The 22,969-nt window shown below is 48.3% G+C and carries 22 protein-coding genes; 12 read left to right on the top strand and 10 right to left on the bottom strand.

Annotated elements, in window-relative coordinates; genetic code table 11:
- Positions 1-358: 358 nt before the first annotated feature.
- Together DCCM_RS14720 and DCCM_RS14715 are read left to right on the top strand one after the other, a co-directional pair.
- On the top strand, positions 359-565 hold the full coding sequence (locus DCCM_RS14720) for a transposase domain-containing protein (protein ID WP_444979470.1): 207 nt from the start codon (positions 359-361) through the stop codon (positions 563-565).
- Between the two features lie 222 nt (positions 566-787).
- Positions 788-2,293: a hypothetical protein gene (locus DCCM_RS14715; RefSeq protein ID WP_104373144.1), complete on the top strand. Its 1,506-nt coding sequence runs from the start codon at positions 788-790 to the stop codon at positions 2,291-2,293.
- Between the two features lie 184 nt (positions 2,294-2,477).
- On the opposite strand, the gene DCCM_RS14710 is transcribed toward DCCM_RS14715, so the two are convergent.
- Positions 2,478-3,314 carry a TrmB family transcriptional regulator gene (locus DCCM_RS14710; RefSeq protein ID WP_104373143.1) on the bottom strand — a complete coding sequence of 279 codons (837 nt, stop codon included), beginning with the start codon at positions 3,312-3,314 and terminating at the stop codon, positions 2,478-2,480.
- A 187-nt stretch (positions 3,315-3,501) separates the two neighbouring features.
- On the opposite strand from DCCM_RS14710, the gene DCCM_RS14705 reads away from it, so the two are divergent.
- On the top strand, positions 3,502-4,449 hold the full coding sequence (locus DCCM_RS14705) for a DMT family transporter (protein WP_104373142.1): 948 nt from the start codon (positions 3,502-3,504) through the stop codon (positions 4,447-4,449).
- Between the two features lie 467 nt (positions 4,450-4,916).
- Here the strand turns inward: DCCM_RS14705 and DCCM_RS14700 are convergent, their stop codons facing one another.
- Both DCCM_RS14700 and DCCM_RS14695 read right to left on the bottom strand, forming a co-directional pair.
- Positions 4,917-6,641, bottom strand: a complete 1,725-nt coding sequence (locus DCCM_RS14700; RefSeq protein ID WP_104373141.1) for a stalk domain-containing protein — start codon at positions 6,639-6,641, stop codon at positions 4,917-4,919.
- A gap of 157 nt (positions 6,642-6,798) precedes the next feature.
- The gene (locus DCCM_RS14695; protein WP_165792183.1) at positions 6,799-8,370 is read right to left on the bottom strand and encodes a diguanylate cyclase; all 1,572 of its coding nucleotides are present in this window, start codon (positions 8,368-8,370) and stop codon (positions 6,799-6,801) included.
- A 656-nt stretch (positions 8,371-9,026) separates the two neighbouring features.
- Between DCCM_RS14695 and DCCM_RS19540 the strand changes: the two genes are divergently transcribed.
- On the top strand, positions 9,027-9,161 hold the full coding sequence (locus DCCM_RS19540; protein ID WP_269433759.1) for a hypothetical protein: 135 nt from the start codon (positions 9,027-9,029) through the stop codon (positions 9,159-9,161).
- A 137-nt stretch (positions 9,162-9,298) separates the two neighbouring features.
- On the top strand, positions 9,299-9,979 hold the full coding sequence (locus DCCM_RS14685) for an N-acetylmuramoyl-L-alanine amidase family protein (protein WP_104373139.1): 681 nt from the start codon (positions 9,299-9,301) through the stop codon (positions 9,977-9,979).
- Positions 9,980-10,048: 69 nt separating this feature from the next.
- Here the strand turns inward: DCCM_RS14685 and DCCM_RS18740 are convergent, their stop codons facing one another.
- A complete protein-coding gene (locus tag DCCM_RS18740) occupies positions 10,049-10,222 on the bottom strand; it encodes a hypothetical protein (RefSeq protein WP_165792182.1) in 174 nt (57 codons plus the stop codon).
- A gap of 76 nt (positions 10,223-10,298) precedes the next feature.
- On the opposite strand from DCCM_RS18740, the gene DCCM_RS18335 reads away from it, so the two are divergent.
- Complete coding sequence (locus tag DCCM_RS18335) at positions 10,299-10,484, top strand: hypothetical protein (RefSeq protein ID WP_128739161.1); 186 nt, start codon at positions 10,299-10,301, stop codon at positions 10,482-10,484.
- On the opposite strand, the gene DCCM_RS14680 is transcribed toward DCCM_RS18335, so the two are convergent.
- The 5 genes from DCCM_RS14680 to DCCM_RS14660 all read right to left on the bottom strand — a co-directional run bounded on the left by DCCM_RS14680 (position 10,423) and on the right by DCCM_RS14660 (position 14,603).
- Positions 10,423-11,643 (bottom strand): MFS transporter, encoded by a 1,221-nt coding sequence (locus DCCM_RS14680; protein ID WP_165792181.1) that lies wholly within the window; start codon positions 11,641-11,643, stop codon positions 10,423-10,425. The two genes, DCCM_RS18335 and DCCM_RS14680, sit on opposite strands and share 62 nt — an antisense overlap.
- Before the next feature lie 125 nt (positions 11,644-11,768).
- The gene (locus DCCM_RS14675; protein WP_104373137.1) at positions 11,769-11,957 is read right to left on the bottom strand and encodes a hypothetical protein; all 189 of its coding nucleotides are present in this window, start codon (positions 11,955-11,957) and stop codon (positions 11,769-11,771) included.
- Positions 11,958-12,193: 236 nt separating this feature from the next.
- Positions 12,194-12,664: a bifunctional nuclease family protein gene (locus DCCM_RS14670; RefSeq protein ID WP_104373136.1), complete on the bottom strand. Its 471-nt coding sequence runs from the start codon at positions 12,662-12,664 to the stop codon at positions 12,194-12,196.
- Between the two features lie 126 nt (positions 12,665-12,790).
- Positions 12,791-14,080 (bottom strand): asparagine--tRNA ligase, encoded by a 1,290-nt coding sequence (gene asnS, locus DCCM_RS14665; protein ID WP_104373135.1) that lies wholly within the window; start codon positions 14,078-14,080, stop codon positions 12,791-12,793.
- Positions 14,081-14,147: 67 nt separating this feature from the next.
- The gene (locus DCCM_RS14660; RefSeq protein WP_104373134.1) at positions 14,148-14,603 is read right to left on the bottom strand and encodes a pyridoxamine 5'-phosphate oxidase family protein; all 456 of its coding nucleotides are present in this window, start codon (positions 14,601-14,603) and stop codon (positions 14,148-14,150) included.
- Positions 14,604-14,789: 186 nt separating this feature from the next.
- On the opposite strand from DCCM_RS14660, the gene DCCM_RS14655 reads away from it, so the two are divergent.
- Together DCCM_RS14655 and guaB are read left to right on the top strand one after the other, a co-directional pair.
- Positions 14,790-15,014, top strand: a complete 225-nt coding sequence (locus DCCM_RS14655) for a hypothetical protein (RefSeq protein ID WP_104373133.1) — start codon at positions 14,790-14,792, stop codon at positions 15,012-15,014.
- Positions 15,015-15,201: 187 nt separating this feature from the next.
- Positions 15,202-16,659, top strand: coding sequence for an IMP dehydrogenase (guaB, locus tag DCCM_RS14650; RefSeq protein WP_104373132.1), 1,458 nt, complete (start codon positions 15,202-15,204; stop codon positions 16,657-16,659).
- 62 nt (positions 16,660-16,721) lie between these two features.
- On the opposite strand, the gene DCCM_RS14645 is transcribed toward guaB, so the two are convergent.
- Positions 16,722-17,360, bottom strand: coding sequence for a GNAT family N-acetyltransferase (locus DCCM_RS14645; protein ID WP_104373131.1), 639 nt, complete (start codon positions 17,358-17,360; stop codon positions 16,722-16,724).
- A gap of 262 nt (positions 17,361-17,622) precedes the next feature.
- Here DCCM_RS14645 and DCCM_RS14640 point away from each other — a divergent pair, with 262 nt between their 5' ends.
- The 4 genes from DCCM_RS14640 (at position 17,623) to DCCM_RS14625 (ending at position 22,960) form a co-directional block, all read left to right on the top strand.
- Positions 17,623-19,026, top strand: a complete 1,404-nt coding sequence (locus DCCM_RS14640) for a phage-shock protein (RefSeq protein ID WP_104373130.1) — start codon at positions 17,623-17,625, stop codon at positions 19,024-19,026.
- 63 nt (positions 19,027-19,089) lie between these two features.
- The gene (locus tag DCCM_RS14635; protein ID WP_269433758.1) at positions 19,090-19,806 is read left to right on the top strand and encodes a response regulator transcription factor; all 717 of its coding nucleotides are present in this window, start codon (positions 19,090-19,092) and stop codon (positions 19,804-19,806) included.
- Positions 19,803-21,305: a sensor histidine kinase gene (locus DCCM_RS14630; RefSeq protein WP_123057290.1), complete on the top strand. Its 1,503-nt coding sequence runs from the start codon at positions 19,803-19,805 to the stop codon at positions 21,303-21,305. The genes DCCM_RS14635 and DCCM_RS14630 overlap by 4 nt, the downstream gene beginning before the upstream one ends.
- A gap of 71 nt (positions 21,306-21,376) precedes the next feature.
- The gene (locus DCCM_RS14625) at positions 21,377-22,960 is read left to right on the top strand and encodes an ASKHA domain-containing protein (RefSeq protein WP_104373128.1); all 1,584 of its coding nucleotides are present in this window, start codon (positions 21,377-21,379) and stop codon (positions 22,958-22,960) included.
- Positions 22,961-22,969 lie beyond the last annotated feature (9 nt).

The following is a 22,969-nucleotide window of genomic DNA, read 5'->3' as shown; positions in this document are numbered from 1 at the left end:
TATGGGTTGTTGATAATTATCAGATATACTTGCAAACAGGTAAGCGGTGGAACAAATAGCAAGCCTTAGAATATCGCGGTAATTGGTCATATTGATGACCTCCTATGTTGTATTCACGCACTTGCGTGTAACAACATAGTACCGCGTGTGTGGTGTTCAAAGGCGCCGGTAACCGTGTTCAATCTTGGTGGTCGAGGTGTTCAACTCGTGCGGTCGAGCTATTCAACCTCACGCGGAATATTCAGAAAAGATGCTTCTCAAAGAAAATGAGATAAACAGAAACGGATTGAAGATCTGGAACGTAACGTTGAAGCTTGACCCAGGCACTCCTGCAGATGGCCAAGCAGCGTTTCGGTGCATCCAGCGAGAAAACGCCTTCCTGGTATTCAGCATTATTGAAACGGCGACTGCCAATGATTTGGATCCTTATGAATATCTGGTTTATATATTTAAGAGTCTGCCCAATCTGGATTTTCAAAATAACCCTGAAATCTTAGATGACTGCATCAGATCCGATTGTGATTATACAAGAGGTATTGGATGCCCGGAATCCTTTTTGTATTGAGGGTTAAAAAACACTGCTTTACGATTTGACCATTAATATGCAAATCGTCAAATTACATGTTATCTATATTGTAGTTACTGGTAAAGACTTAATGGAAGCAGTTGCAGCCCATGTATTACTAGCAAAAATGGGATCACACCCAACGACAGCAAATCTCCCTACTTTACTGGGACAGGCAATAAATCCAGATTAGTCAGGGAATACATAGAACGCGAGGTCATGATGGCAACCATTTATGAAAGATATCTGAAACTGAATATTGACGGCTCCCGCATTGGCTTGGATCGTGGCGAGAGCAAAAGCAACTACTTCTGCACACCCAAGGGTGCGAAAGTGATTGGCTGGGCCGGTGTGGATGGTATCCACTATTGCTTCGTACGTGGCTTTGGCGAAATGGTGTTTGCCGTCAGCCCGATGAACACACCGGGAAACTATGTGCAACCGGTGGCAAGAGATTTTATGGACTTTCTGCGGCTCCTGCTGGCTTGCGGCGATGCTGCGGCACTGGAGCAGGTGTACTGTTGGGAACAGGCGCAGTTTGACGCCTTCCTGCAGGACAATCCTCTTACCGCTGAACAGCAGGCTGTGCTGGATGCCATTCGGGAGATGCTGTTGCTCGCGCCAATGGAGCAGCCCTTTGCTTATATCAAAAAGCTGCAGGCTGGGTTTGATTACAGTCGCATCAAATATACGGAAGATTACTATGAGTGGGTTCCTGCCGAGCCGAAGATACCCGAATGGAGGGTTTACTTTGACGGCAACTTTTGGGGGCGTCATGGCCGTGAAAGAGCCGGCAAGGAAATTTCTCTCGATAAGCAGTTTGTCTGGAACGATGAAGTCTGGTATATTCCGGCGATTTACATCTGCAGTAAAGGCCTGGTCGTAGACTTTTGCGTACAGGTTCCAACTGAGCGCATCCGTTCCTTTGTGGACAAGTGGAATCTCTCTATTGAGAACGATGGAGCCGACTTTACCGATGAACAGCAGATGCAGATCGATGGAGAAAATCCGCTGTTCATCAATATAAATGCTGAAGTTGTGTTGAATGGAACTGTCCTTTCAGTATCTCATGGCTGCGGCGTGTCATGGAATCCCTGCTTCCCGGAGGGCAACGACCTTGAGGCCAAGAGCGCGACCCGGCATTATGGCCTTGATCCTGCCTATGGCTGGGCAATCTGGCGCGCTGCTTTTCCCTGGACGAAGAAACGCAAACCGCCGCTAACGACGCTCAGCGTAACTCTGATACAGGAGCCTGTCGCTATGACGGGACCGCATTTCCATGGATCAGCGCCTGGTGAGCGCATCGCGTTTACACACCCGACCACCGGCGCACAGCATACGCTGACCGTGCAGGAATATGAGCGGCAGGAAATGTCCCGTGAGCATTTTGTCAGGCAAAATCAGGAACTCCCGACGCACTATACTGTGATGCGCTATACGCTCTCGCCGGATCTGCCTGATAGTGCATTCACTGTCACTGATTGCGTCCGTTCCGACCAACCCCGGCAGAAGCGCACCTATCCCTATGAGCCGCAGGCATCTGGCAGCATTTGCATCGGCATCATTGGCGGCGCGGATGGTCCGACTGCCATCATTTCCGGCGGCAGCGGCCAAGGCCAGCTCCATGCAGCCTGCTCCGCACTGCACTTTGAGCCGGCGGACAAGGTGGAGTGGCGCATGGTGTTTTATGAAAAAAGACACGAAGATATTACGGTGGAGCTGATATAAACCTGATACTAAGAGATTATGAGTAATGTGCAAAATATGTCACGAACATGTTTAGTCCTAAATGTGTTTTGTCCGAGGAGTTAGGACATATTCTATTTCCACCCCGGCCGGGACATATAAGATACCACTCAAGAGAATTCCACGAACACGAAAACTATCTCTCAAAATTTTTAATTTCATATTTTCACATTCCCAATTTGGATGCAATACTAACCCCTGTCGAGCCGAACTTAAAACGGTTACGGAGGTGAATAAGATTTGGGCCAAAACTGGTTTCGAGAATAGTACGGTGCTCCTTTAGTATTTCCATAATATAAATGTCATGTTTAATAACCTCGGTCATAGGCATGACTAAACCCGGGTGCATTGTCCATGCGGCACGGCTGTCATCCCCTAACGACACTATTCCTGCCACAATTTCCCTGCCGTCAGCACTCAAAACAATCCAACGCCCGCCCCATTCGCCGGTTATTTCTTCGCTGAGGTCGTGTTGGTAAACCTGCACAAAGCCAAATTCCAAATTTCCATAAGCTACGATTAGTATTTTAACGCCATTTTTTGATGCTTCCATAAATTCTTCCTTTAATTCTTCCGCATCTTCCTTCCATATTTCAACCAGAATATGTCCTTTTGCGTTTCTTATGACTTCCCTGACACGGTCTAATATATCCTTTCGTCCTGTAATATTCCAAATGTTTTCTCTGTTTTCTTTATTATACATATATTGTTCAAGGGCATTTTGAGCCAGATCAAGTGTAGTTTCCGCTTTACGCCGTCTTTTTTCCAGTAACTCTTTCGGAGGCAGCGGAGTGTATAATGCAGGGGTCCCAGGGCTCATAATGACCTCTCCACGTGCTACCAATCCACCCAATACTTCATAAATTTTAGACCTGGGGACTCCTGAATTTAAAGCGACGGCATATCCTGAAATGGGTGATTTCTCAAGTAAAGCTAAATATGTTTTTGACTCATACTCTGTAAATCCCAAATCCTGTAAAATTTTTATTATATCAGGTTTCATAAGTCTTTCTCCCCAAACTTTAAAGCAAGTCAACTTAGTATACCATTAAATACTTGACAAAAAAAATGTCTGGAATATATGATGTTTAGTAGCTACCAAGTTAGTTACTAATATAATGCTGATGGTTTATGTTTCTGGTAAAAATTAGTGCCATTACTTATTTATGTTAGCTGGAGGAGTTTTAAAAATGGCTACAATTGTCGAACCACAAAACAAAAGTTTAAAAACAGTAAAAATCTCGAAAGATAGTTCGTATTTTTTAGCTGCAATACTCGCCATTATCATATGGAGTACATCTTTTGTCGGAACAAAAATAGCCTATACTTCGTTTTCACCTTTAACCCTGGGTGCGGCACGCTTTGTTATTGCCACTGTGGTTCTAGGGATAATTTTCCTGATTAAGAGGGACTTTACAAAGCCTACTGTGAAAGACATGGGGCTTATTTCAGTTAGCGGGATACTTGGAATTACAATATATTTTGCTTTGGAGAATATTGGGGTAAAGTTAACCACAGCTTCAAATGCCGCCCTTATTGTAGCTTCTTACCCTGCAATTACCGCTCTTTTTGAATTATTACTTTACAGAACGAAAATTTCATGGGTAAAGTTATTTGGAATTGCAACGGCTATCGTAGGAGTTTACCTGTTAGTTGACAGCAACCATGGGGATGGAGGAAAGCAACAGCTAATAGGTAATATTATATTAATAGCAACAGGAATAGTCTGGGCGTTTTACAATTTCGTGACTCGAAAAGTGGTAAAAAAATATTCCATGATTACCGTGTCTTTTTACCAAACCGTCGCAGGAACGATTGCATTTATACCGCTGGCATTGGTCGAAAGAGCAAGCTGGCAGATACCGACATTAACATCATTTTTGGTACTGCTTTATTTAGGAATATTCTGCTCTGTTACTGCATTTGTGCTATATAATTTCGGACTGCGCAAGTTGTCTCCAAGCTCTGCCGTGACCTTATTGAACCTTGTACCTGTATTTGGCGTCATATCCTCAGTAATTTTCCTCCATGAAGTGATACGGGTTAACCAATTAATAGGTGGGGCGATTGTTATTGCCGGTGTTGTTTTAAGTGTTAGACAAGTGGATGATAACTCCGCCAGGGATATCTCAAATTAACTATAAGATTCATGTTTTATTTGAAAATATATTCCTGTCTTTTTGCAGTATTTTCTTGCTAAATAAACTCCGGTGATGAAAAAGCACCGGCTCTGTATGACATGCCCAGCGCTAAAAAGTTCGACACCGGGATCGCGGCAACTGCCGTAGTAGCTAATGTTGTAACTTCTGCTCCCAGGTAAAAATGACTGGTGCTGCTCCGTACATTAAGGAACAGACAAAATTAAGGCTCAACAGGCAGTGAATAGCCGGTTGAGCCTTAAAGATGCTTATTTTGAAGTAAGCGGCGGACAAATAGCGTTATCAAAAAATCAGCCCTGATTTCAGTTTTGAAATCAGGGCAATTTATATTTCAAAATTAATCCTTAACTGGAGACATCCTGGATATACTTAGTGATTAATCGCAGCAATTTCGTAGAGATAAAATGTATATTACCTTAGAAATTCAAATAAAAATCCTGCTTTAGTCATCTTACCATGTAAATGCATAACATCTCAGGATAATAACTGCCGTAAAATCCCGGACTGCCTGTAATTCCACGTATTAATTCCACCTCACGGCCGCCGGCGGGGGGCTTATAATACAATGAACCGTTATCATAGCGCTGTAATCTCAAATAAAACAAATTACTCCCGTCCGGGGAAAGTCTCGGCGCATAATCGGCAGTATCGGCCTGACCGCTGGTAAGGCTCTTCTTCTCCCCATCAGCTGTCATGCTCCAGATACGCTGCCCGGGTACCAGTACCTTTCCCTGAAAGTTTGACGTTCCGGACATCCAATTATTCTCTTTTCCGCGGCAAAATAGCAGGCCGTATGGTTTAGTGAGTGACCAGACCGGCTGGGAATCCACCTGCCCGGCGCCCCCGCAATCAATAATTTTACCGCCCGCCTGCATATCCGCAATATAAAGGCGCTTGTCCACCGCTGCGTCACGGCCATAGCCCCTTATATAAGCCAGCCTGGTACTATCGGGAGACCAGGCCAGCCACTGGGCATATCCCAACCCGCTTCCCAATTCCAGGGGAGGTTCCGTCTGCTTTAAATCCAGCACTTGAATGTTCACGCCGTCCGCCGTCATGGAGGCTGAGCCCGGCTCCATGTAATATGCGAGATAGCGCCCGTCCGGCGACCATTTAAGACCTGTGGCGGACCGGTTTAACAAATACTGATACTCGCCTGCCGGATAAGGCTGGCCGTCTGTCAACAGGTTGGCGCTTTCCCCGTTTAAGTCGACCCTGTTTATTAACAGCGGCTGCTTTTGGCTGCGAGGTATGGAAACAGCAAGGCTTTTACCGTCAGGCGCCCAGGAAAAGCAGTCAACACCGCTGTTATCCGGTAAAAGCAGGGAGGTTGTTGTTTTTTCGTTATCTGTGCCGTCAAGAAAAGCTAATTTTAGATTTCCATCAGGCTCATAGCCTTCTTTGGAACTTTGGGTACTGTAGGCAATAATATTTGTTTTTGGCGACCAGGCAGGTGTGCCGTGCACGCGTTTCGGGTCAATCTGGAATGCCCCGGTGCCGTCGGCTTTTACCGCCCATAAGTAGTATGTATCGTCATAGTCTTTGGATGATTCACTGTATCGATACATTAGCCACCGGCCGTCGGGAGACCAGCCCTCAATTTCCGCGGTGCCTCCCCTGGTTACCTGCACAGGCCCGGAGCCGGGTTTAGTGCCGTCCACCAGCCACAAGTCACCGTTATTGGTCAAAGCCACCCTGGCCGGGAAAGAAGAATTGTACTCCAGTACCGGTTTCTCAGGAGGAGAGGAGATTACGGTCACGGTATCATTAAGCAGGCTGTACTGAACAGAAGCATGCAGGGCTTCCGACACAAATCTCAAAGGTACCATAAGCCTGTCCCCGGCCATTTGCACCGGTACGTCCAGTGTGACGCGCCGGCTGTTTTTAATCGCTTCCCCGCTGCCGTAAACCAGCTGTATTGTATCGCTCCCTTTGGTTACCGTTGCCGTGCCGGTGGCGGAATCCCAATCCACATGCGCCTGGAGAGCAGCCGCCAGACTGCGCGCGGGGGCCAACACACGGTTATCCTGAAACAGCAGTCCTTCAATGTTAATCAGTTTACTGTCGGCGGTTGTCACTGTGGCCGTCCATTCTGCGAAAGCGGGAGCGGCAGGAATTAAACCCGCCAGCAAAATCAGCAAAAGACTAATAAAATGTTTTAAAGAGCTCATTTTAACACTTCTTTCCAAGTTAATATTTACTTTCAATAGTACGGTCTTGTGGGCTTTGGATTCTTACCACAATTTACTGTTTTATTATCTGGTAGCCCTCTTTGTCATACAAATACCCATAATTTTCAATGCGCGCCTGGTGGGTTATAACCCCTGATTAGCTAACGCCCTGTTCTTTAAGGCCGCTTTCAACAATACTGAGGAATTTAGAGACTAAAAAGGGATCAAACTGAACTCCCGCGTTACTTTCTATCTCAGCCAAGGCTTCAATATTCGACATGGCCTTGCGGTAGGGGCGGTCATTGGTCATGGCGTCGTAAGCGTCTGCAATGGCCAATATGCGGCACTCCAGGGGAATCGCAGCTTCCTTTAATTTTAAGGGATAGCCGCCGCCATTCCACCATTCGTGATGTTTAAATATAAATTCGGCTATATGAGCAAGTTCCGGAGATGAACGGGCTATGCGATACCCTATTTCACAATGCCGTTCCATTTCTTTCTTTTCATCAGAATTAAAAGGGCCGGGTTTAAAAAGAATGCCATCGGGTATGCCTACCTTGCCAATATCATGAAACTGGGCAAGCAAACGCAAGTCGGTTATTTGCCTTTCGGATAGGCCTATGGCGGACGCTATGTAACAGACCAGTTGCTGTAGCCGGTCCGCGTGGCCCTCGGTTATGAAATCCCTGGCTCTCAATGCCTTCATCAGGGTCTGTACTATGGCGCTTCTGCTGCTGGTGCCATGGTGCAATTTTTGCCGGTACATGTAATCGTCTGCTTCTTTGAATAAACTTTGAATGTTAATTTTACCGCCGGGACTTAATGCGTAACCTATAGAAATACTTAACGGCAGCTCAGGATTTTGGCTATTATTAATCTCAATTTTTCGCTGCAGTTTTTTAACCGTGCGAGGTACTATGCCGTCATCGGTTAGTGGAATAACTATACAAAACTCATCTCCACCTACCCTGGCGGCAATGTCTTCCGGCCTGGTTATTTCTTTAATTATGCCGGCCGCCGTTTTAAGCAGCTTATCACCAACATCGTGGCCCAGGGTATCGTTGACCAGCTTTAAACCGTCAACGTCGCAGATGATAAAACCGACGCCAACCTTACCGTTATTAGTTTTTAAAAACTTTTCAATGGCATGTGTTAATCCGTGCCGGTTCAATAATTCTGTTAAAGAGTCATGACAGCTCAGGTATTGCATTAGCATTTCATTGTTTTTGAGCTCGGTAATGTCAATAATAAACCCTCTAAGCCCGACGGCCTTCCCATCTCTAATAACCGGAGTCGAGCGGATGATTACCGGAAATCTGGTGCCATCCCTGCGCAGCCCCATATATTCGTTAAGGCTGCTTTCCATACCAGCCGATATTTTTAGAGCGTTTTCTTTGGCCCCGGGCCTATCTTCCGGAACTATATAATCAAAAACATTGATCTGGCCGCAATCTTCCCGGGTTGCCTTAAAGAATGCGAACGCATTCTTATTAGCGTACGTTAGTCTCCCCCGCAGGTCAACCTCAAAAACAACGTCTGGTAAAGAGTCGGACAACTCCTGGAACCTGGCCTCACTTTGAGTCAGTTTGTTGTTTCTGTTTTCTAAATAGTGGATTAAAATACCGGCGGAGATGCCCATAATAAGGGCCATGGCAATAAGATAACCCCATGCAATGGCGTCCCCAATCCGTATAATAAATGGATAATCCAACAGGTGTATGCCGTACATAATCAAAAACCAGCCAACAATACTCTTTTTATTTTTTTGCAAAAACAATCTTGCATGAACAAAGTATAGTAAAACCAAATTAAGTATTGTAGGAATTATATAGATATAATAAGGTAATAGCAAAAATATGCCTGCCACATTAAAAACACTGACTGCCATAGTGACGTATATAATATGTTTTTTGACGGGTATATTAAGGAACCGGCAACTGCCAATAAATGTTAGCAGGGGGTAGAAAAAAAGTGTTAGATTATGAGCGGCAAAAGGAATTATATTATCTGCCGGTATGGGGTTTTGTATATCAAGGGGTAATACAAACCTGTTTTCCGGTATAAATAAATCCAATAGCCACAGCAGTCCGAGCAGGTTTATAAACAAGGCCCAGGTCCAGTAAGCTACATAACGCTCCCGGCTTTGAAGATATAAGGAAAAATAAATAATTGTAAAAACTGCTGTGGCGGACATTGCGCCAATTAAAACCGGAATCATTATAACCATTTTAACTTAAACCCTCGCTGTCAAGAGAGAAAGTCCATAATATATTGGTAAAAATGCAGGAGTTCTGGTTAAATTTTATACTTTTTTTTAATATTTTTAAATAGACCCGCTGAAAATAAAGGTTTCGCAGGGACGAAATTCAACAAAAGGAGAAAAAAATGATTATCAGAAGAGAAACGCCGGAAGAGTTTTCCCGGATATATGATTTGGTTAAATTTGCTTTTCAAACAGCAAAGGTTTCAAACGGCAAAGAACAGGATTTTGTTAATCAGCGGCGCGGCAGGCCGCGGTGACTGATGGATTTAAAAGAACAATGCTTTGAAGGGTGCTATAAACTTCCCCGGGCGTTAAATAACAAAACAATTTTTGCGCCATAATAACTTAAATAAACCTGGGTTCCGGTACAGATAATCTTCACCGGAGGATAGTGATGGCAAAATTTATACTGGTTCTCTTTACCTGTTTGATGCTGCCGGCCCTTGCCGGCGCTTCCTGGGCCAGCGAAATTGCTTTCATGAGCGGAAAGGTGATATTGATTGACCCCGGTCACGGCGGGTTTGATCCAGGTACTGTGCGCAAAGGTATATACGAGAAGCAAATTAATCTGGAGGTGGCGAAAAAGCTTAAACAAACCCTTGAGGAAACCGGAGCCAAAGTGACGCTCACCAGAACCGGGGATTACAATCTGGCGGTGGTGGGACTGCATGGCAAGGAGGCGCACCGTTACGATTTAAAAAAAAGGCTGGATCTGGTGGATAAAAACAAAGCGGTGCTGCTTGTCAGCCTGCATGTTAACGCATTCGGGATGTCCAACTGCAGGGGATCTGAAGTTTTTTATTATCCGGATAAACCGGGGAGTAAAGAGTTGGCTGAATACATTATGGATGAACTGCGGCAGATTCCCGGAACACCCCCGAAAAGAAGCGTTAAATCAAACGACTATTTTATTCTCCGAAACTCCGGAGTTCCCGCGGTGCTGGTGGAAACCGGCTATCTCAGCAATCCGGCGGACAGGGACAACCTGGTAAACCAGGATTATCAAAAGAAACTGGCGGAGAAAATTTCTTTCGGAATCGTTAAATACCTTGCCGTGAACGCAGCCTGCCTTTAAATCGAGTTCAGGAAGCGGGATTTCTGCCTTTAATGAGCTTAAAAGATCCGGAAAATAAATTGGCCGGCATTAAATCAAGCGCCCTCCGCAGTGGGGGCAGCTTGATATTTTGCCCCGTTTTGACACCAGCACGGAACCGCCGCAGGCGGGACACCGGGTTTGCCTGGATGTGAGAAGTTTGACCGGTATCATCAGGATCATTGCCGTTACCACAATAAAATATATTATTATAATATATTTCATAAATTCACATCCCTTTCCATATGGTAATGAATTTATAGCAAACGCCCCTCATATATTTTCCCGGGGGTGTTTTTTTGTGGAAGCGTTATTGTCGGTTCTGAGCGGCGCCGGGGGATTGGCCCTGGGAGTATGGTCTTTTTGGGATCTGGCAGTCATGGGCTCATCCGGGATCGGCCGTGGCCGGGTGGTGAAGTGTGCTCTCAAAATGCTGGGGGCTTTGTTGCTGCTTCATTTTCACTTTGAGCTTGACATGCTTGAGTGACCCGAAGGTCATCACCGGCTATGGTTGTCTTAAAAAGGCAAAGGGCCAATAAGGGTATCAACGCCGAAAGCAAAAAACCAGTGCTGAAACCCAGGTACTGGCAAATTATGCCCATGAACACGGGCCCCAAAAAGGCGCCGGCATCCACCGAGGCGGAAAAAACTCCCATGGCCAGACCGCGTCCGGCAACGGGTGAGTGCTCAACCACCCAGGCATTAAGGCTGGGGTAGGCCAGGGCGTAGCCGATGCCGTAAAGAGCCGCGTTGAGCGCCAGCGTTAGGGGGGTACGAACAGCCGACAACAGGGCAAGGGCAAAGGATAAAAGCAGCAGCGAAGGGAAAATCACCCTGGTCTTGCTGAACCTGTCGGGCAGGCCGCCGGCCAAAAATCTCATGCCTATAAGGGTTGCTGAGAAAACGCTGAAAAATATACCGGAATTGTTATAACCCCAGCTAATTGTATAAAGCGGCAAAAAGGCGGTTATTGTGCCCAGGGAAAAGGAGCAGGCGGTGAATATCAATGTTGGCACCATAACATGCGGTGATTTGAGCACTTCAAAGAAGGGGGTTGTATTTCCGGCATTTCGGGGCGCGGGTTCCTTTATCAGTAATACCATAACCAGAGCCAGCAGGGAGGCAATGCTCGGGACTGTCATCTGCACGGCAAAATCCGTTGTGGCGGACATGTGGCTGCCCAGAAGCGGGGCAAGGCCCGTGGCAATGCTAACCGAGGTGACATACAGACCGGTGGCCTGGCCAAGCTTTTCCAGGGGAACAATTTCAGGAACCAGGGCGGCCGACGCCGCGGCGAAGGAGGCGATGCCGACGCCGTGGAATATCCTGACAATGGCCAGTATATATATAGATTCAGTGGCGGCGTACAGAGGCGGAGCGGCGATAAAAATCAAAGCCCCCAGCGCCATCAGCCATTTCTTTTTAATTATGTCGGAGATCCTGCCAACCACTGGCCGCAGGAAAATAGCCGTCAGGGAAAACGCCCCTATCACCAGTCCGATCTGTGCCCTGGTGCCGCCCAGTCCGTCCAGGTGCAGGGGCAGCACCGGCACTAGATAAAAATTGGTGCCGAAAAAAAGAAAGTTGGCCACAAAGCCCAGTATAAAATTTCGTGATATTATACCGTTGTTATTTTGTCCGGGCAACTCATTAAACCTCTCATTTAATATTCATGGTTTAAAGATAAATATATTCCAGCAGTTTTTACTTGTCAATGAAGGCAAACAGCCACAGGCAAGGAATAACACCGGGAAAACCCGGTGTTTACTTTTTATCCCTGGCTTTTGGTTTTGTGAGACATGGGAAGCTTGATATCCTTGCCGTGTCCATGGTCGTGCCCGCTTTTCAACTGGGCCTGCTGGGATTTTATTTCCCTGGGGTGGGGCGAGCCCGGGGGACGGTGCAGGTCTTCAATTGTTTCAGGTTCCCGGTAATCGCCGGGCAAATCAAATCTTTTCAAATTGCAACCTCCTTGTACACACCTGCTGTGCCGGCTTAAGTTTCTTATTTATAGAAGGGGACTCAATGTGGCGGATATGATTTATAGTCCCCGTTATCGTGGAGGTTTATTAAAAGATAAATGGCCTTGCTGTGAAGGCCATTTATCTTTATTTCCTTTGTCAATGCCTTGTTTTTTAAACCGCAAATAAAAGAATCCGCCAAGGGTTCCAGGATTAAGGATAGAATCCCGGTTTTTTAGTGCAGGGATTTTTTAAAATCCTTCATGTTGAAAATTTTATCTATTTCTTTTCTGGTCTCTTCGTCAATCAGTTCTGAAATGGACAGCATGTTGTCCGCCAGCTCGTTTTTCAGGTAGATGGGGGCGGAGGATCTGATGGCCAGGGCAATGGCGTCACTGGGCCTGGCGTCCATGGGTATTGTCGCAGTCTCCGTGCTTATATATATGCTGGCATAAAAGGTGTTGTCCCTCAGGTCGGTTATTATAATCTCGGAAATGGCGGCATTGAACTGTTTGCAGATGTTCAGTATCAAATCATGGGTCATGGGCCGGGGCAGTTCGGTTCCTTCAACGGCCAGGGCAATGGAATGGGCCTCCAGCATTCCTATCCAGAGGGGAAGGACTTTTTCTTCTTCCTCATCAGTCAGCAATATGATCGGGCTGCCGCTAACGTCATAGGCGAAGCCTTTGATCATCAGTTTGATCATTCTTTCTTCCACCTCCCGTGTTTAATATATTTCGCCGGGGCTCCGATGATAATATATTAATTTTACTAATTTTATCATAATTTTTAAAAAAATAACCTTATATTATATTGTATTCTCCGGGAGAAATTAGGGATACAACCGGTAAAGGGTTCGGGGAAACGGTATGGTCTCCCGGACGTGTTCCGTGCCGCAAAGCCATGCCACGGTTCTCTCTATGCCCAGACCGAAACCGGAGTGGGGGACGGTGCCGTATCTTCTGAGGTCGGTATACCAGGCAAAGGCCTCCCCGGGAAGATTATGTTCCCGGATGCGCTCTTCCAGCAGGGAGAGATCGTCCAGCCGCTGACCTCCGCCTATTATTTCCCCGTAACCTTCGGGGGCCAGAAGGTCCGCCCCCAGGACAACGCCGGGATCCGAGGGGTCCGGCTTCATGTAAAAGGCTTTTATTTTTGTGGGGAAGCGGTGAACAAATACCGGAGCATCGAAATTATCGGATATCGCGGTCTCGTCCGGGGCGCCGAAATCATTCCCCCATTCAAACTGCCGGCCCTTTTGACGGAGCAATTCAACCGCCTGGGTATAGCTCAGCCTTGGAAAGGGAAGGCTTATTTTTTGCAGCTTTTCCACATCCCTGTTGAGGATTTTGAGGTCCGTGGCGTGTTTTTCCAGTACGGACTGGATAATGTAATAAATCAATTCCTCCTGGAGCTTCATGTTGTCTTCAAAATCAAAAAAAGCGGCCTCAGCCTCCAGCATCCAGAATTCCATCAGGTGCCGGCGGGTTTTCGATTTTTCCGCCCGGAAGGTTGGTCCGAAACAATAAATCCGCCCCAGGGCCATGGCGGCGGCCTCGTTGTACAACTGGCCGCTCTGGGACAGATATGCCTTTTCCCCGTGATAGTCAAGCTCAAACAGCGTGGTGGTGCCTTCACAGGCTGCCGGGGTAATGATCGGGGCATCCGCCAGCACGAAGTCCCGCCTGTTCAGAAAATCCCTGCAGGCCTGCTCCACGGTGGAGCGGATTCTGAGCAGGGCCGACTGTTTTGGTGTTCTGATCCATAAATGTCTTCTTTCGGCCAGGAAATCGACTCCGTGTTCCTTGAGGGTGATGGGGTAGTTTTCAGCAATGCTGATAATCCGGATATCCTTCGGCTGCATTTCCATTCCGCCGGGTGAACGGGGTTCCTCCCTTACGGCGCCGGTAATAATTATGGAGGATTCCTGGGTGATGCCCTCGACCAGTTGGAATAATTCGGGCTGTTCTTTTTTGGCTATAACGCACTGCAGCAGGCCGCTGCCGTCCCTTACAATTAAAAATATAATTTTCCCGGAGGATCTTTTATTATATAACCATCCCCTGACTTCCACTTCCTGCCCGGAATGATTTTTTAAATTTTTAATTAGCACCCATTCCAATGGCGGTCACCTCTCTTGTTAATTTATATTTTTCCCAATTGCTATTTTTCATGCTAAAAATAATGTTTCAGCCATTATTTTGCCTGCCGGATACGTGTTCAGCCGGTATTTTAATCACTGCCGCCGCGGCCGCCGCCTTTGGGGAAACAGCTTCGAAGGGCGCACCCCCAAGGTATTTTTCCGACAGTAAGTTTAAAGCCCTGACCTTTTCTTCACCCTGGGGAAGTATCCGGGCCTTTCCAAATACTTGGACGCTGCGGTAGTTTATGGAATAAGCGCAGGGCTTTTCCCGGGGCAGCCATTTGTCAACCCGGCTGATTTCAAAGCAAATGGAAGGATTGGAGATAATATTGTCAATTTTAGTGCCTTTAGGCCTGGAGTGGAGATATAGCACATTATTATCCCACACAAAACACATGGGAATAATATAAGGTCCGTCGCCGCCCAGGGTGGCAAGCCTGCCGACTTTTTCTTCGGTAAGCATTTTATGTATTTCACCCGGGGGAAGTTCTTTATGGGGCAAAATAATACACTCCTTTTAGCTGAATAATCAAAAGCCGTTTACACTATTATAGCCAGCAGCCTGTAATTTTGGAAATTAATATATTTATTTAAAAAGGAACCAAAAAAGAAGCTGTCTAACAGGTAATAAAACCTCCGGCAACGGAAAAAAATAAGATTTATTAACATAATAAAAGGGTGGTTAAATATGGAAGAGTTTATTCGTTCCAGGGTGCCCTGGAGCACCGAGCCCAGTCTTAAATTTAAAACCGAGGAAGTGGGCATAGATTTTGACGATTTCATAGACGGTCTGAAGGATAATAAAACCGACTCCGAGATGGCGGAGGAGTTTGATTGCACGGAAAAGTTAATCTATCATTTAAGGGAGCACTTTATGAGATACGGGGTAGGTTCCATCATGGGGCAGGACTGAGAGTCCGGTGAAATCCGCACCTGGCCTTGTCCGGCTTCGTCTTAGGCGCCGGGCCTGTTTTTAACCGGCCCGGTGATTTTTAATCTGGGTGGCTTTGGCCACCCTTTTTATGTTTAAAAAACACATGACCTGTTAACCGGGCTGTGCTATAATATTTGAATACAATTTGCCTAGGGGGGTTGGTATTTTGTTTCCGGACAGGTTTGCAAAGGTCGGTTTGACCTTTGATGATGTTCTTTTAGTCCCAGCTGCAAGTGAAATCCTTCCCAGGGATGTTGCCACAGGGACTTATCTTACCAGGGATATTAAGTTAAACATTCCTCTGATGAGCGCGGGTATGGACACCGTTACCGAATCCCGGCTGGCCATAGCCATGGCCAGGGAGGGCGGTATAGGCGTAATTCACAAGAACATGTCCATAGAAAAGCAGGCCATGGAGGTGGACAGGGTCAAAAGGTCGGAACACGGGGTAATTTCCGATCCGATCTATCTTTCACCGGAAAGTCCCATTAGTGAAGCTCTGCTTTTGATGGAGCGCTACCGCATTTCCGGGGTTCCCATCATCCGTGACGGGCGGCTGGTGGGTATTCTTACCAACAGGGACCTGCGCTTTGAGAAGAATTTCTCCCAGCCGGTGGGAAATGTGATGACCAGGGAAAATTTAATCACCGCCCCGGTGGGCACCAATCTGGAGCAGGCCAAGGAGATACTGCAAAATCACCGGGTGGAGAAGCTGCCCATTGTGGACGAGGAATACAACCTTCGCGGCCTGATAACCATCAAGGATATCGAGAAAGCCAGGCAATACCCCAATTCGGCCAAGGACGGGAACAGCAGGCTGCTGGTGGCGGCGGCCGTTGGTGTGGCCTCGGACACCATGGACAGGGTTGACGCTCTTATTGACGCCAAGGTGGACGTAATAGTGGTGGACACGGCCCACGGTCACAGCAGGGGAGTAATCGATATAGTTAAAGCAATCAGATCCCGCTATCCCAACATAGCCCTGGTAGCCGGCAATGTGGGAACCGCCGAAGGTGTGCGGGATTTGGCGGAGGCAGGCGCTGATTCCATTAAAGTGGGTATCGGGCCCGGGTCCATCTGCACCACCAGGGTGGTGGCGGGTGCCGGGGTGCCGCAGATCACGGCGGTTTACGAGTGCGCCATGGAGGCCGCCAAACATAACGTGCCGATTATAGCGGACGGCGGTATCAAATACTCCGGGGATATTACCAAGGCTATTGCCGCCGGCGCCGATGTTGTAATGGTGGGAAGCCTGTTTGCCGGAACGGAGGAAAGCCCCGGGGATGTGGAAATATACCAGGGCCGCAGTTACAAGGTATATCGCGGCATGGGGTCCCTGGGTGCAATGAAGGAAGGCAGCAAGGACCGCTATTTCCAGGAGAATCAGAAGAAGCTTGTTCCCGAAGGGGTGGAGGGCAGAGTGCCCTACAAGGGAGCGCTGGCCGAGACGGTTTACCAGTTAATCGGAGGACTGCGGTCCGGTATGGGCTATTGCGGCTGCAAGGACATACCGGAATTGAAGACTAAAACTTCCTTTATCAGAATAACCTCCGCCGGATTACGGGAAAGCCATCCCCATGACGTGGTGATTACCAAGGAAGCTCCGAATTACAGTTTTGAATAAGGGGCACACCTTTCGATAAGAATTGGCTCCTGAAAAAAATTAAGCAGCCCCCAGGGGGCTGCTTAATTTTTTGAGAAAATACCTTCATCGATGAAGCGCAGTTCGTCGAACTCGCGGACATCTTCCTCGCTTACATTCTTTCCTATCCTCACCATCAGCACGTTGGCCGGGTGTTCGAGTATGTCGGGGTCATTGGTGGGCATTTTTACAAGTCCCACCGAACCGAAAACACTGGTAAGCATTCTCTGATAATTCCAGAGGTCCAGTCCGGTGTTTTCCAGATCCCAGTGCCAGCTGAATTCAATGGTGAGCACAATATAATCTTCCATAACCGGGTTTTCAAACGCCACTTTCAGCAGCTTTTTGGCCAGCTTATATTTTCTCCATTTGGAACTGATCTCAATTGCCCCAAGCTCCATTATCCTGGGGTGCCTGCTCCAGCGGGCATAGGGATCGGGTTCGTGAAAGCTTACGTATCCCGCAATGGTATTTTCATGTCTGATTATGTATAGTATCCCGTCCCTTGAATCGGCGATCTGCATCAATGCTTTCTTTTGTTTTTCGGGGGGCCGGAAATTTTTTAAATCCTCTTCCATTGCCAGTTGCCCGATGTCGGTTGATTTAACCGGCCCTTCAATATAAACCTTTCCCGCAGGGGTTTCCACAACTCTGTCCGGGGGATTGTTAATACTTTCACACATAATGCCACCTCCATTGGGTTTACCGGGTGCAGCGACCAGTTTTACCGTTACAGCAGGCTTTTGTGTGTTATTATACCCTTTTTATACAATTGATTACAATACTGTACAAACAAATTTTAAGCCAATGAAAATTGGAGAACAGGGAGTGAAAATGTAGGAAAATTTTAACAGTTAATTTAAAGGAAAATGGTAATAAATGGTGTATATATCAAATGTATGCAAAGGAGATAAATAATTCAACATAAAAGGAAGGTGATGCAGGGTGAATGGCAAACTCCATTCATTAACCGATGTGCTGAAAAAAACTCTTTTTTTCTTTGAAACAATGACGGTGGCGGAGATGGCCCCACATGTACAGAAAATAATTTTGAGGGATTTTAACGGGGTGCAGGCTGAAGACAAAGTAAGCCGCTGCCTGAAGCAAAACAGGTGTTTTGAGGAAAACGGCAGCGGCCAGTGGAGTCTTAACCTTGAGGGGGAAAGGGACAATGACAGTTTTTACGCCATATTGTTGAAGCGGCAGCAGCCCATGAGCATCAAGGAGGTTTACAGGGGGGGCTCAAAGAATAAAAGAAAGTTTAAATCCATGGTCTCCGAAGTTGCCGGGTTGATATCCGACGGCAGGTTCATACAGCTGTCCAACGGATACTGGGGGCTCACCGAGTGGGAGGTGGAGACCGGGCGGTACTCATTGAAACAGCTGGTGATCAAGGCGTTGAAAACCCATCCCGGCGGACTTTCCGCCAATCAGGCATACGAGTTGGTGAATAGCTGGAAGCCCACAACAATTAAAGCCATAGAAGGAGTTTTAGAGAAATTCCCTTATTTTGAAAAGGTGGGGGACGGGGTATGGAGTTATAATTCCGCCGGTCAGATAGCTTACGACGCCCTGACCAAAAGGTTCCTGGTGTCCCTTACCCGCCAGCGGGAGCGGTGGGTTAAGGAAAGGGACAAAAGAAACGGCAAGCAGGCGGCAATTGAAAGGCAGCTGCGGGAAATAGAATCCGCCTACCGGGAAACCGCGGCGGCCCTGGCGCTGAAAATGGAGGAGTCCGGCAGGCAGGAGCAGCTGGTGACCCAGATGGCGGAGAAGGACCTGCTTCTTTCCCTGAGGAAAAAAGAAATTTTCAGATACAGGGAGCACATAATGAAATTGGAGGCAAAGTCAAACAGTATATTGTACCAGTGCAGGCTGTGGGTCAAAAAGGCCAGGGACGGCGAGGAGGATAACAGAAAGTTAAGGGAAGCCCTGCGGAAAAACCAGACAAGCCTGGAAACACTCTTCACAAAACTGCAGCAATATAAGGAGAAGGACAGGGAGAACAAGGCCCGCCTGGTGGAATTGAAAGACAGGCATGCCACCAGGGTCGCGGAGCTTCAGACGGAAATAGTGGAGCTTAAAAATAAACTGGACAGAACACTGGAAATCGCTGTTCACGAGGAAAGAGGGCTCAAGGAAGAGATTAATTCATTAAGCAATGATCTGAAGGAGGCGCTGGAGACAAGGGATGAGGCGCAAAGAAATCTGCGCTTCGCCCAGCAGGAGCTGAACAGGCACAAGGAAGAAAAAAAGAATATAGAAAGCAGAGTAAACAACCCCCTGGTAAGGATGGCCATGCGCATATATTCATGGTTCGGGGGCTATAAAAATTACACGGCGTCTTAATTGACGCCTTTATTGTTTTTGGGAGGGCAATGGCTGTGGTATATTTTAGAGGGGAAATTATATGTGGTGGTGAGAGGGTTGGCGGCTTTAAGGATTCTGGTGGTTGACGACGAAGAAAAAATACGTGATTTGGTTATAACCTATCTGCTGGCGGAAGGCTACGACGCCGAAGGGGCGGCCGACGGCAGGCAGGCTGTCCGGGCGCTGTCCCAAAAAGATTTCGACCTGGTGATTCTTGACCTGATGATGCCGGGGATGGACGGCTGGTCGGTTTGCCGGGAAATAAGAAAAAGCTCGGATATACCGGTAATTATTCTTACCGCCAGGGGCGATGAAATAGACAGGGTGCTGGGACTGGAGCTGGGAGCGGATGATTATGTGGTTAAACCCTTCAGTCCCAGGGAACTGGTGGCAAGGGTAAAGGCGGTTCTGCGGAGAGCCAGAAAACAGGAACCGGAGGCGGCTGAAGGGGAAAAGGATATTCAGCACAACGGTTTAAGGATAAACCGGGCCTCCAGGAAGGTAACCGTTAATGGACGGCTGCTTCAGCTTACTCCCAAGGAATATGATTTGATGCTTAATCTGGCCGGCTCCCCGGGCAGGGTGTTTACCAGGGAACAGCTTTTGGAAAACGTCTGGGGATATAATTTTTTCGGAGAGGCGCGCACGGTGGACACGCACATCACCCGGCTGAGGGAAAAAATATCCAGGGTGCCCGGCGCCCGGCAGTATATTCATACGGTCTGGGGAGTGGGCTATAAATTCGAGGTTGAAAAATGAAAAGAAAGACAATATTGTTTAAACTCTGGCTCGCCATGCTGGTGCTGATAACGGCGGTACTGGTTTTTTCGGGACTGATTCAGGCCGGAATACTGCAAAAGATTTACCTGGAGCAGCAATCCGGGAGAATAATTGAAAGCGGCTTGAAACTGGCCGGGTCAATGGATATATCGGATAAACCACAGTTAAACAGCCTGGCGGAAAATACCGCCGATACCCTTGGGGCCAGCGTGCTGGTTGTAAATTCACAGGGAGAAATAATTGTCTGGAAGAGGTCCGAAGGGGCCCCGGGTATGGGCATGGGAATGGGCATGGGGCACGGTGCCGGTATGGGAATGGGCATGGGTATGGGCTACGGGATGCAGCAGAAGATAAACGCGGGAATGCCTTTTACCTCCGCCGACGTGTCAAAGGTGCTGGCCGGAGAGCAATTGGTGAGACGGGAATACAACCCCTATTTCAAAACAGACATAATGCAGGTGGGCATTCCGGCTGAAAAGAACGGAAGAATCCTTGGCGCGGTTATGATCCAGACACCCCTGGCACCCATTGTGAACAACCTCAGGGCGCTTCAGCAGTCAAGCCTGTACGCCCTGGCCCTGGGCGGGCTGGCCGCGGTGCTGCTGGCGCTGCTGCTGGCCAGAGGCATCGTGCAGCCGCTTTTGAAAATGAACCGGGCGGCCAGGTCCATGGCGGAGGGAGACTATGACATACAGGTTCCGGTTGAGTCCAAGGATGAAATCGGCATACTGGGGGAATCAATAAATCTGCTGTCGGCAAAGCTAAAGGAAAAAATATCCCAGCTGGAAAAAATGGATAACACCAGGCGGGAATTCGTGGCCAGTGTATCCCACGAGCTAAGAACCCCCCTGACCATAATACAGGGCTATACCGAGGCGCTGGTGGACGGCATGGACAGGGATCAGGCGCAAAAGGAACAATACTTGAGCAATATACTGGAGGAAACCAACAGGCTGAAAAGGCTCGTGGATGATTTGCTCAATCTGGGCAGGATGGAGGCAGGCCGGGTTACCATTGAAGTTAAGGAAGTGGATATGCTTGCCGTTGTGCGCAGGGTGATGGAAAGGTTTGAAAGCCCGGCCCTGGAAAAAGGCCGGAAACTATTGGTGGAGGCAACCGGCGGAAGCTATATGGCAAAAGTAAATGAGGATAAAATGGAGCAGGTGATAATAAACCTGGTGGACAATGCGCTGCGTTTTACCCCGCCGGGCGGTGCGGTTAACGCCATAATTGACAGAACCGGGAGTCAAATCAGAATTTCGGTAAAGGATAGCGGCTCCGGAATACCGGAAAGGGAACAGCCCCTTGTCTGGGACCGGTTCTACAAATCCGATCCCTCCCGGAGCAGGGGGCAGTCGGGCAGCGGGCTTGGGTTGGCCATCGTGCGCGGAATAGTTGAATTGCACGGCGGCCAGGTGGGTGTGCAAAGCCGCCCGGACGAGGGAGCAACCTTTTGGTTTACAGTACCGGCGGTATAAATCTTAAAATTTTTGGCTCACCAAATTATGATATAATTTTCTATATTTTTATTAAAATGTAGAGGTGTGTAATGGCCGGTAAGGAAAAAACTCCAATAATACTGGAGGACAGGATCACAGCGGAATTAAATATAGACCCGTTGACTGAAAAACACTTTTTAAAACTTGTGGAGCCGGACCTGTCGGATAACAGGGGGGACGTTGACAGGGTGAGGGATGCCCTCTCCGGTAAATACGGCCCAATCGCCGTTCCCCGGGATATCATGAACGGCGTTTCCCTGGCCTGCCGTCAGGGTAATTGGGAAGTTACCGCCACTGTGGGAAGCCTGCAAAACGGATTCGGCCTGGTGGACATACAGCCCGGGGATACCAGTTCGCTGCACCTGGGGGCTGCCGTGGACATAGGGACCACCACGGTGGTTGCCTATCTGGTGGACATGAGCACCGGGAGGATTTTGAATACCGCCGCGGATTATAACGGACAGATAAAATTCGGGGAGGATATTCTCACCAGAATTTATCTGGCCGGCGAGCCGGACGGACTGGAAGCGCTGCGCCAGTCCGTGCTCCAGACCCTAAACGGCATATTTTTCAGGCTGACCGAGGGAGTGGCATTTAAGCCGCGGGATATCTCGGCTGCGGCCATCGGGGCAAATTCCACCATGATTCACCTGCTGCTGGGGCTGGACCCTTCCAGAATCTGCCTGGCGCCGTATATTTCCGTGGTCAACGCGCCCGGGGTGCTTGGCGCCGCTGAAATAGGGCTGGAAATCAATCCCCTGGCGCCGGTTTATTGCCTGCCCGGGGTGGGAAGTTATGTGGGAGGCGATGTGCTGGGAGGGGTGCTGGTATCAAACATGTACCGTAATGATGAACTGGCATTCCTGGTTGACATAGGAACAAACGGTGAAATGGTGCTGGGCAACAGGGACTGGCTGGTCGCCTGCGCCGGGGCCGCGGGACCGGCCCTGGAGGGCGGGGTTGTCAGAAGCGGAATGAGGGCTGAGCCGGGCGCCATCTGGCAGGTAAGAATCGACCAGCAAACCCGCGGGGTTGAATACAGGACCATAGGTGACCTGCCGCCGGTGGGCATCTGCGGCTCCGGTCTTATCGACTGCCTGGCGGAGATGTTTTTATGCGGAATAATTGACCGGGCGGGTAAATTTAAAGGCGGCCTGGAGCAATTTGTGGTGGTTCCCGCGGCGGAAACCCCGGCGGGGGAAGATATAGTGGTAACCCAGACGGATATAAACAATTTAATGAGAACCAAGGGCGCCGTAAACGCGGCCCTGGAACTTCTGCTGGAAAGCGTGGGCTGCGGGCTGGAACAGATTGAAAGGTTTTATGCCGCCGGGGCCTTCGGCCAGTATCTGGATCTGGAGTCCTCCATTACCATAGGGCTGTATCCGGATCTGCCCAGGGAAAAAATGGTCAGGCTGGGTAACAGTTCCGGCGAGGGGGCCAGGCAGGTGCTGCTTTCCTCCGAAAAAAGAAAGGATATTGAGACCATAGCAAAAAACATTACCTATTTTGAGCTGAACGCCAATCAGACCTTCATGAATAAATTCGTAAGCAGCAAATTTTTGCCTCACACCAACATGGACTATTTTCCCACGGTGAAGGCGAGGCTTGCGGCCCGGGGAATGCTGAAATAATAATGCGGG

Source organism: Desulfocucumis palustris (assembly GCF_002933875.1).
In the GTDB taxonomy this organism is placed as follows: Bacteria; Bacillota; Desulfotomaculia; order Desulfotomaculales; family Desulfocucumaceae; genus Desulfocucumis; species Desulfocucumis palustris.
Note: the sequence above shows the minus strand (reverse complement) of the source record. Positions and strands in the feature narration are given on the sequence as shown.

Bases quoted from the DNA above. Each gene is read 5' to 3' on its own strand.
- DCCM_RS14715 (WP_104373144.1), top strand. From the start codon at position 788: ATGGCAACCATTTATGAAAGATATCTGAAACTGAATATTGACGGCTCC.
- DCCM_RS14630 (WP_123057290.1), top strand. From the start codon at position 19,803: ATGAAAAGAAAGACAATATTGTTTAAACTCTGGCTCGCCATGCTGGTG.
- DCCM_RS14645 (WP_104373131.1), bottom strand. From the start codon at position 17,360: ATGTGTGAAAGTATTAACAATCCCCCGGACAGAGTTGTGGAAACCCCT.
- DCCM_RS14655 (WP_104373133.1), top strand. From the start codon at position 14,790: ATGGAAGAGTTTATTCGTTCCAGGGTGCCCTGGAGCACCGAGCCCAGT.
- DCCM_RS14670 (WP_104373136.1), bottom strand. From the start codon at position 12,664: ATGATCAAACTGATGATCAAAGGCTTCGCCTATGACGTTAGCGGCAGC.
- DCCM_RS14710 (WP_104373143.1), bottom strand. From the start codon at position 3,314: ATGAAACCTGATATAATAAAAATTTTACAGGATTTGGGATTTACAGAG.
- DCCM_RS14695 (WP_165792183.1), bottom strand. From the start codon at position 8,370: ATGTACGGCATACACCTGTTGGATTATCCATTTATTATACGGATTGGG.
- DCCM_RS14700 (WP_104373141.1), bottom strand. From the start codon at position 6,641: ATGAGCTCTTTAAAACATTTTATTAGTCTTTTGCTGATTTTGCTGGCG.
- DCCM_RS14685 (WP_104373139.1), top strand. From the start codon at position 9,299: ATGGCAAAATTTATACTGGTTCTCTTTACCTGTTTGATGCTGCCGGCC.
- DCCM_RS18740 (WP_165792182.1), bottom strand. From the start codon at position 10,222: ATGAAATATATTATAATAATATATTTTATTGTGGTAACGGCAATGATC.
- DCCM_RS14705 (WP_104373142.1), top strand. From the start codon at position 3,502: ATGGCTACAATTGTCGAACCACAAAACAAAAGTTTAAAAACAGTAAAA.
- DCCM_RS14625 (WP_104373128.1), top strand. From the start codon at position 21,377: ATGGCCGGTAAGGAAAAAACTCCAATAATACTGGAGGACAGGATCACA.
- DCCM_RS19540 (WP_269433759.1), top strand. From the start codon at position 9,027: ATGATTATCAGAAGAGAAACGCCGGAAGAGTTTTCCCGGATATATGAT.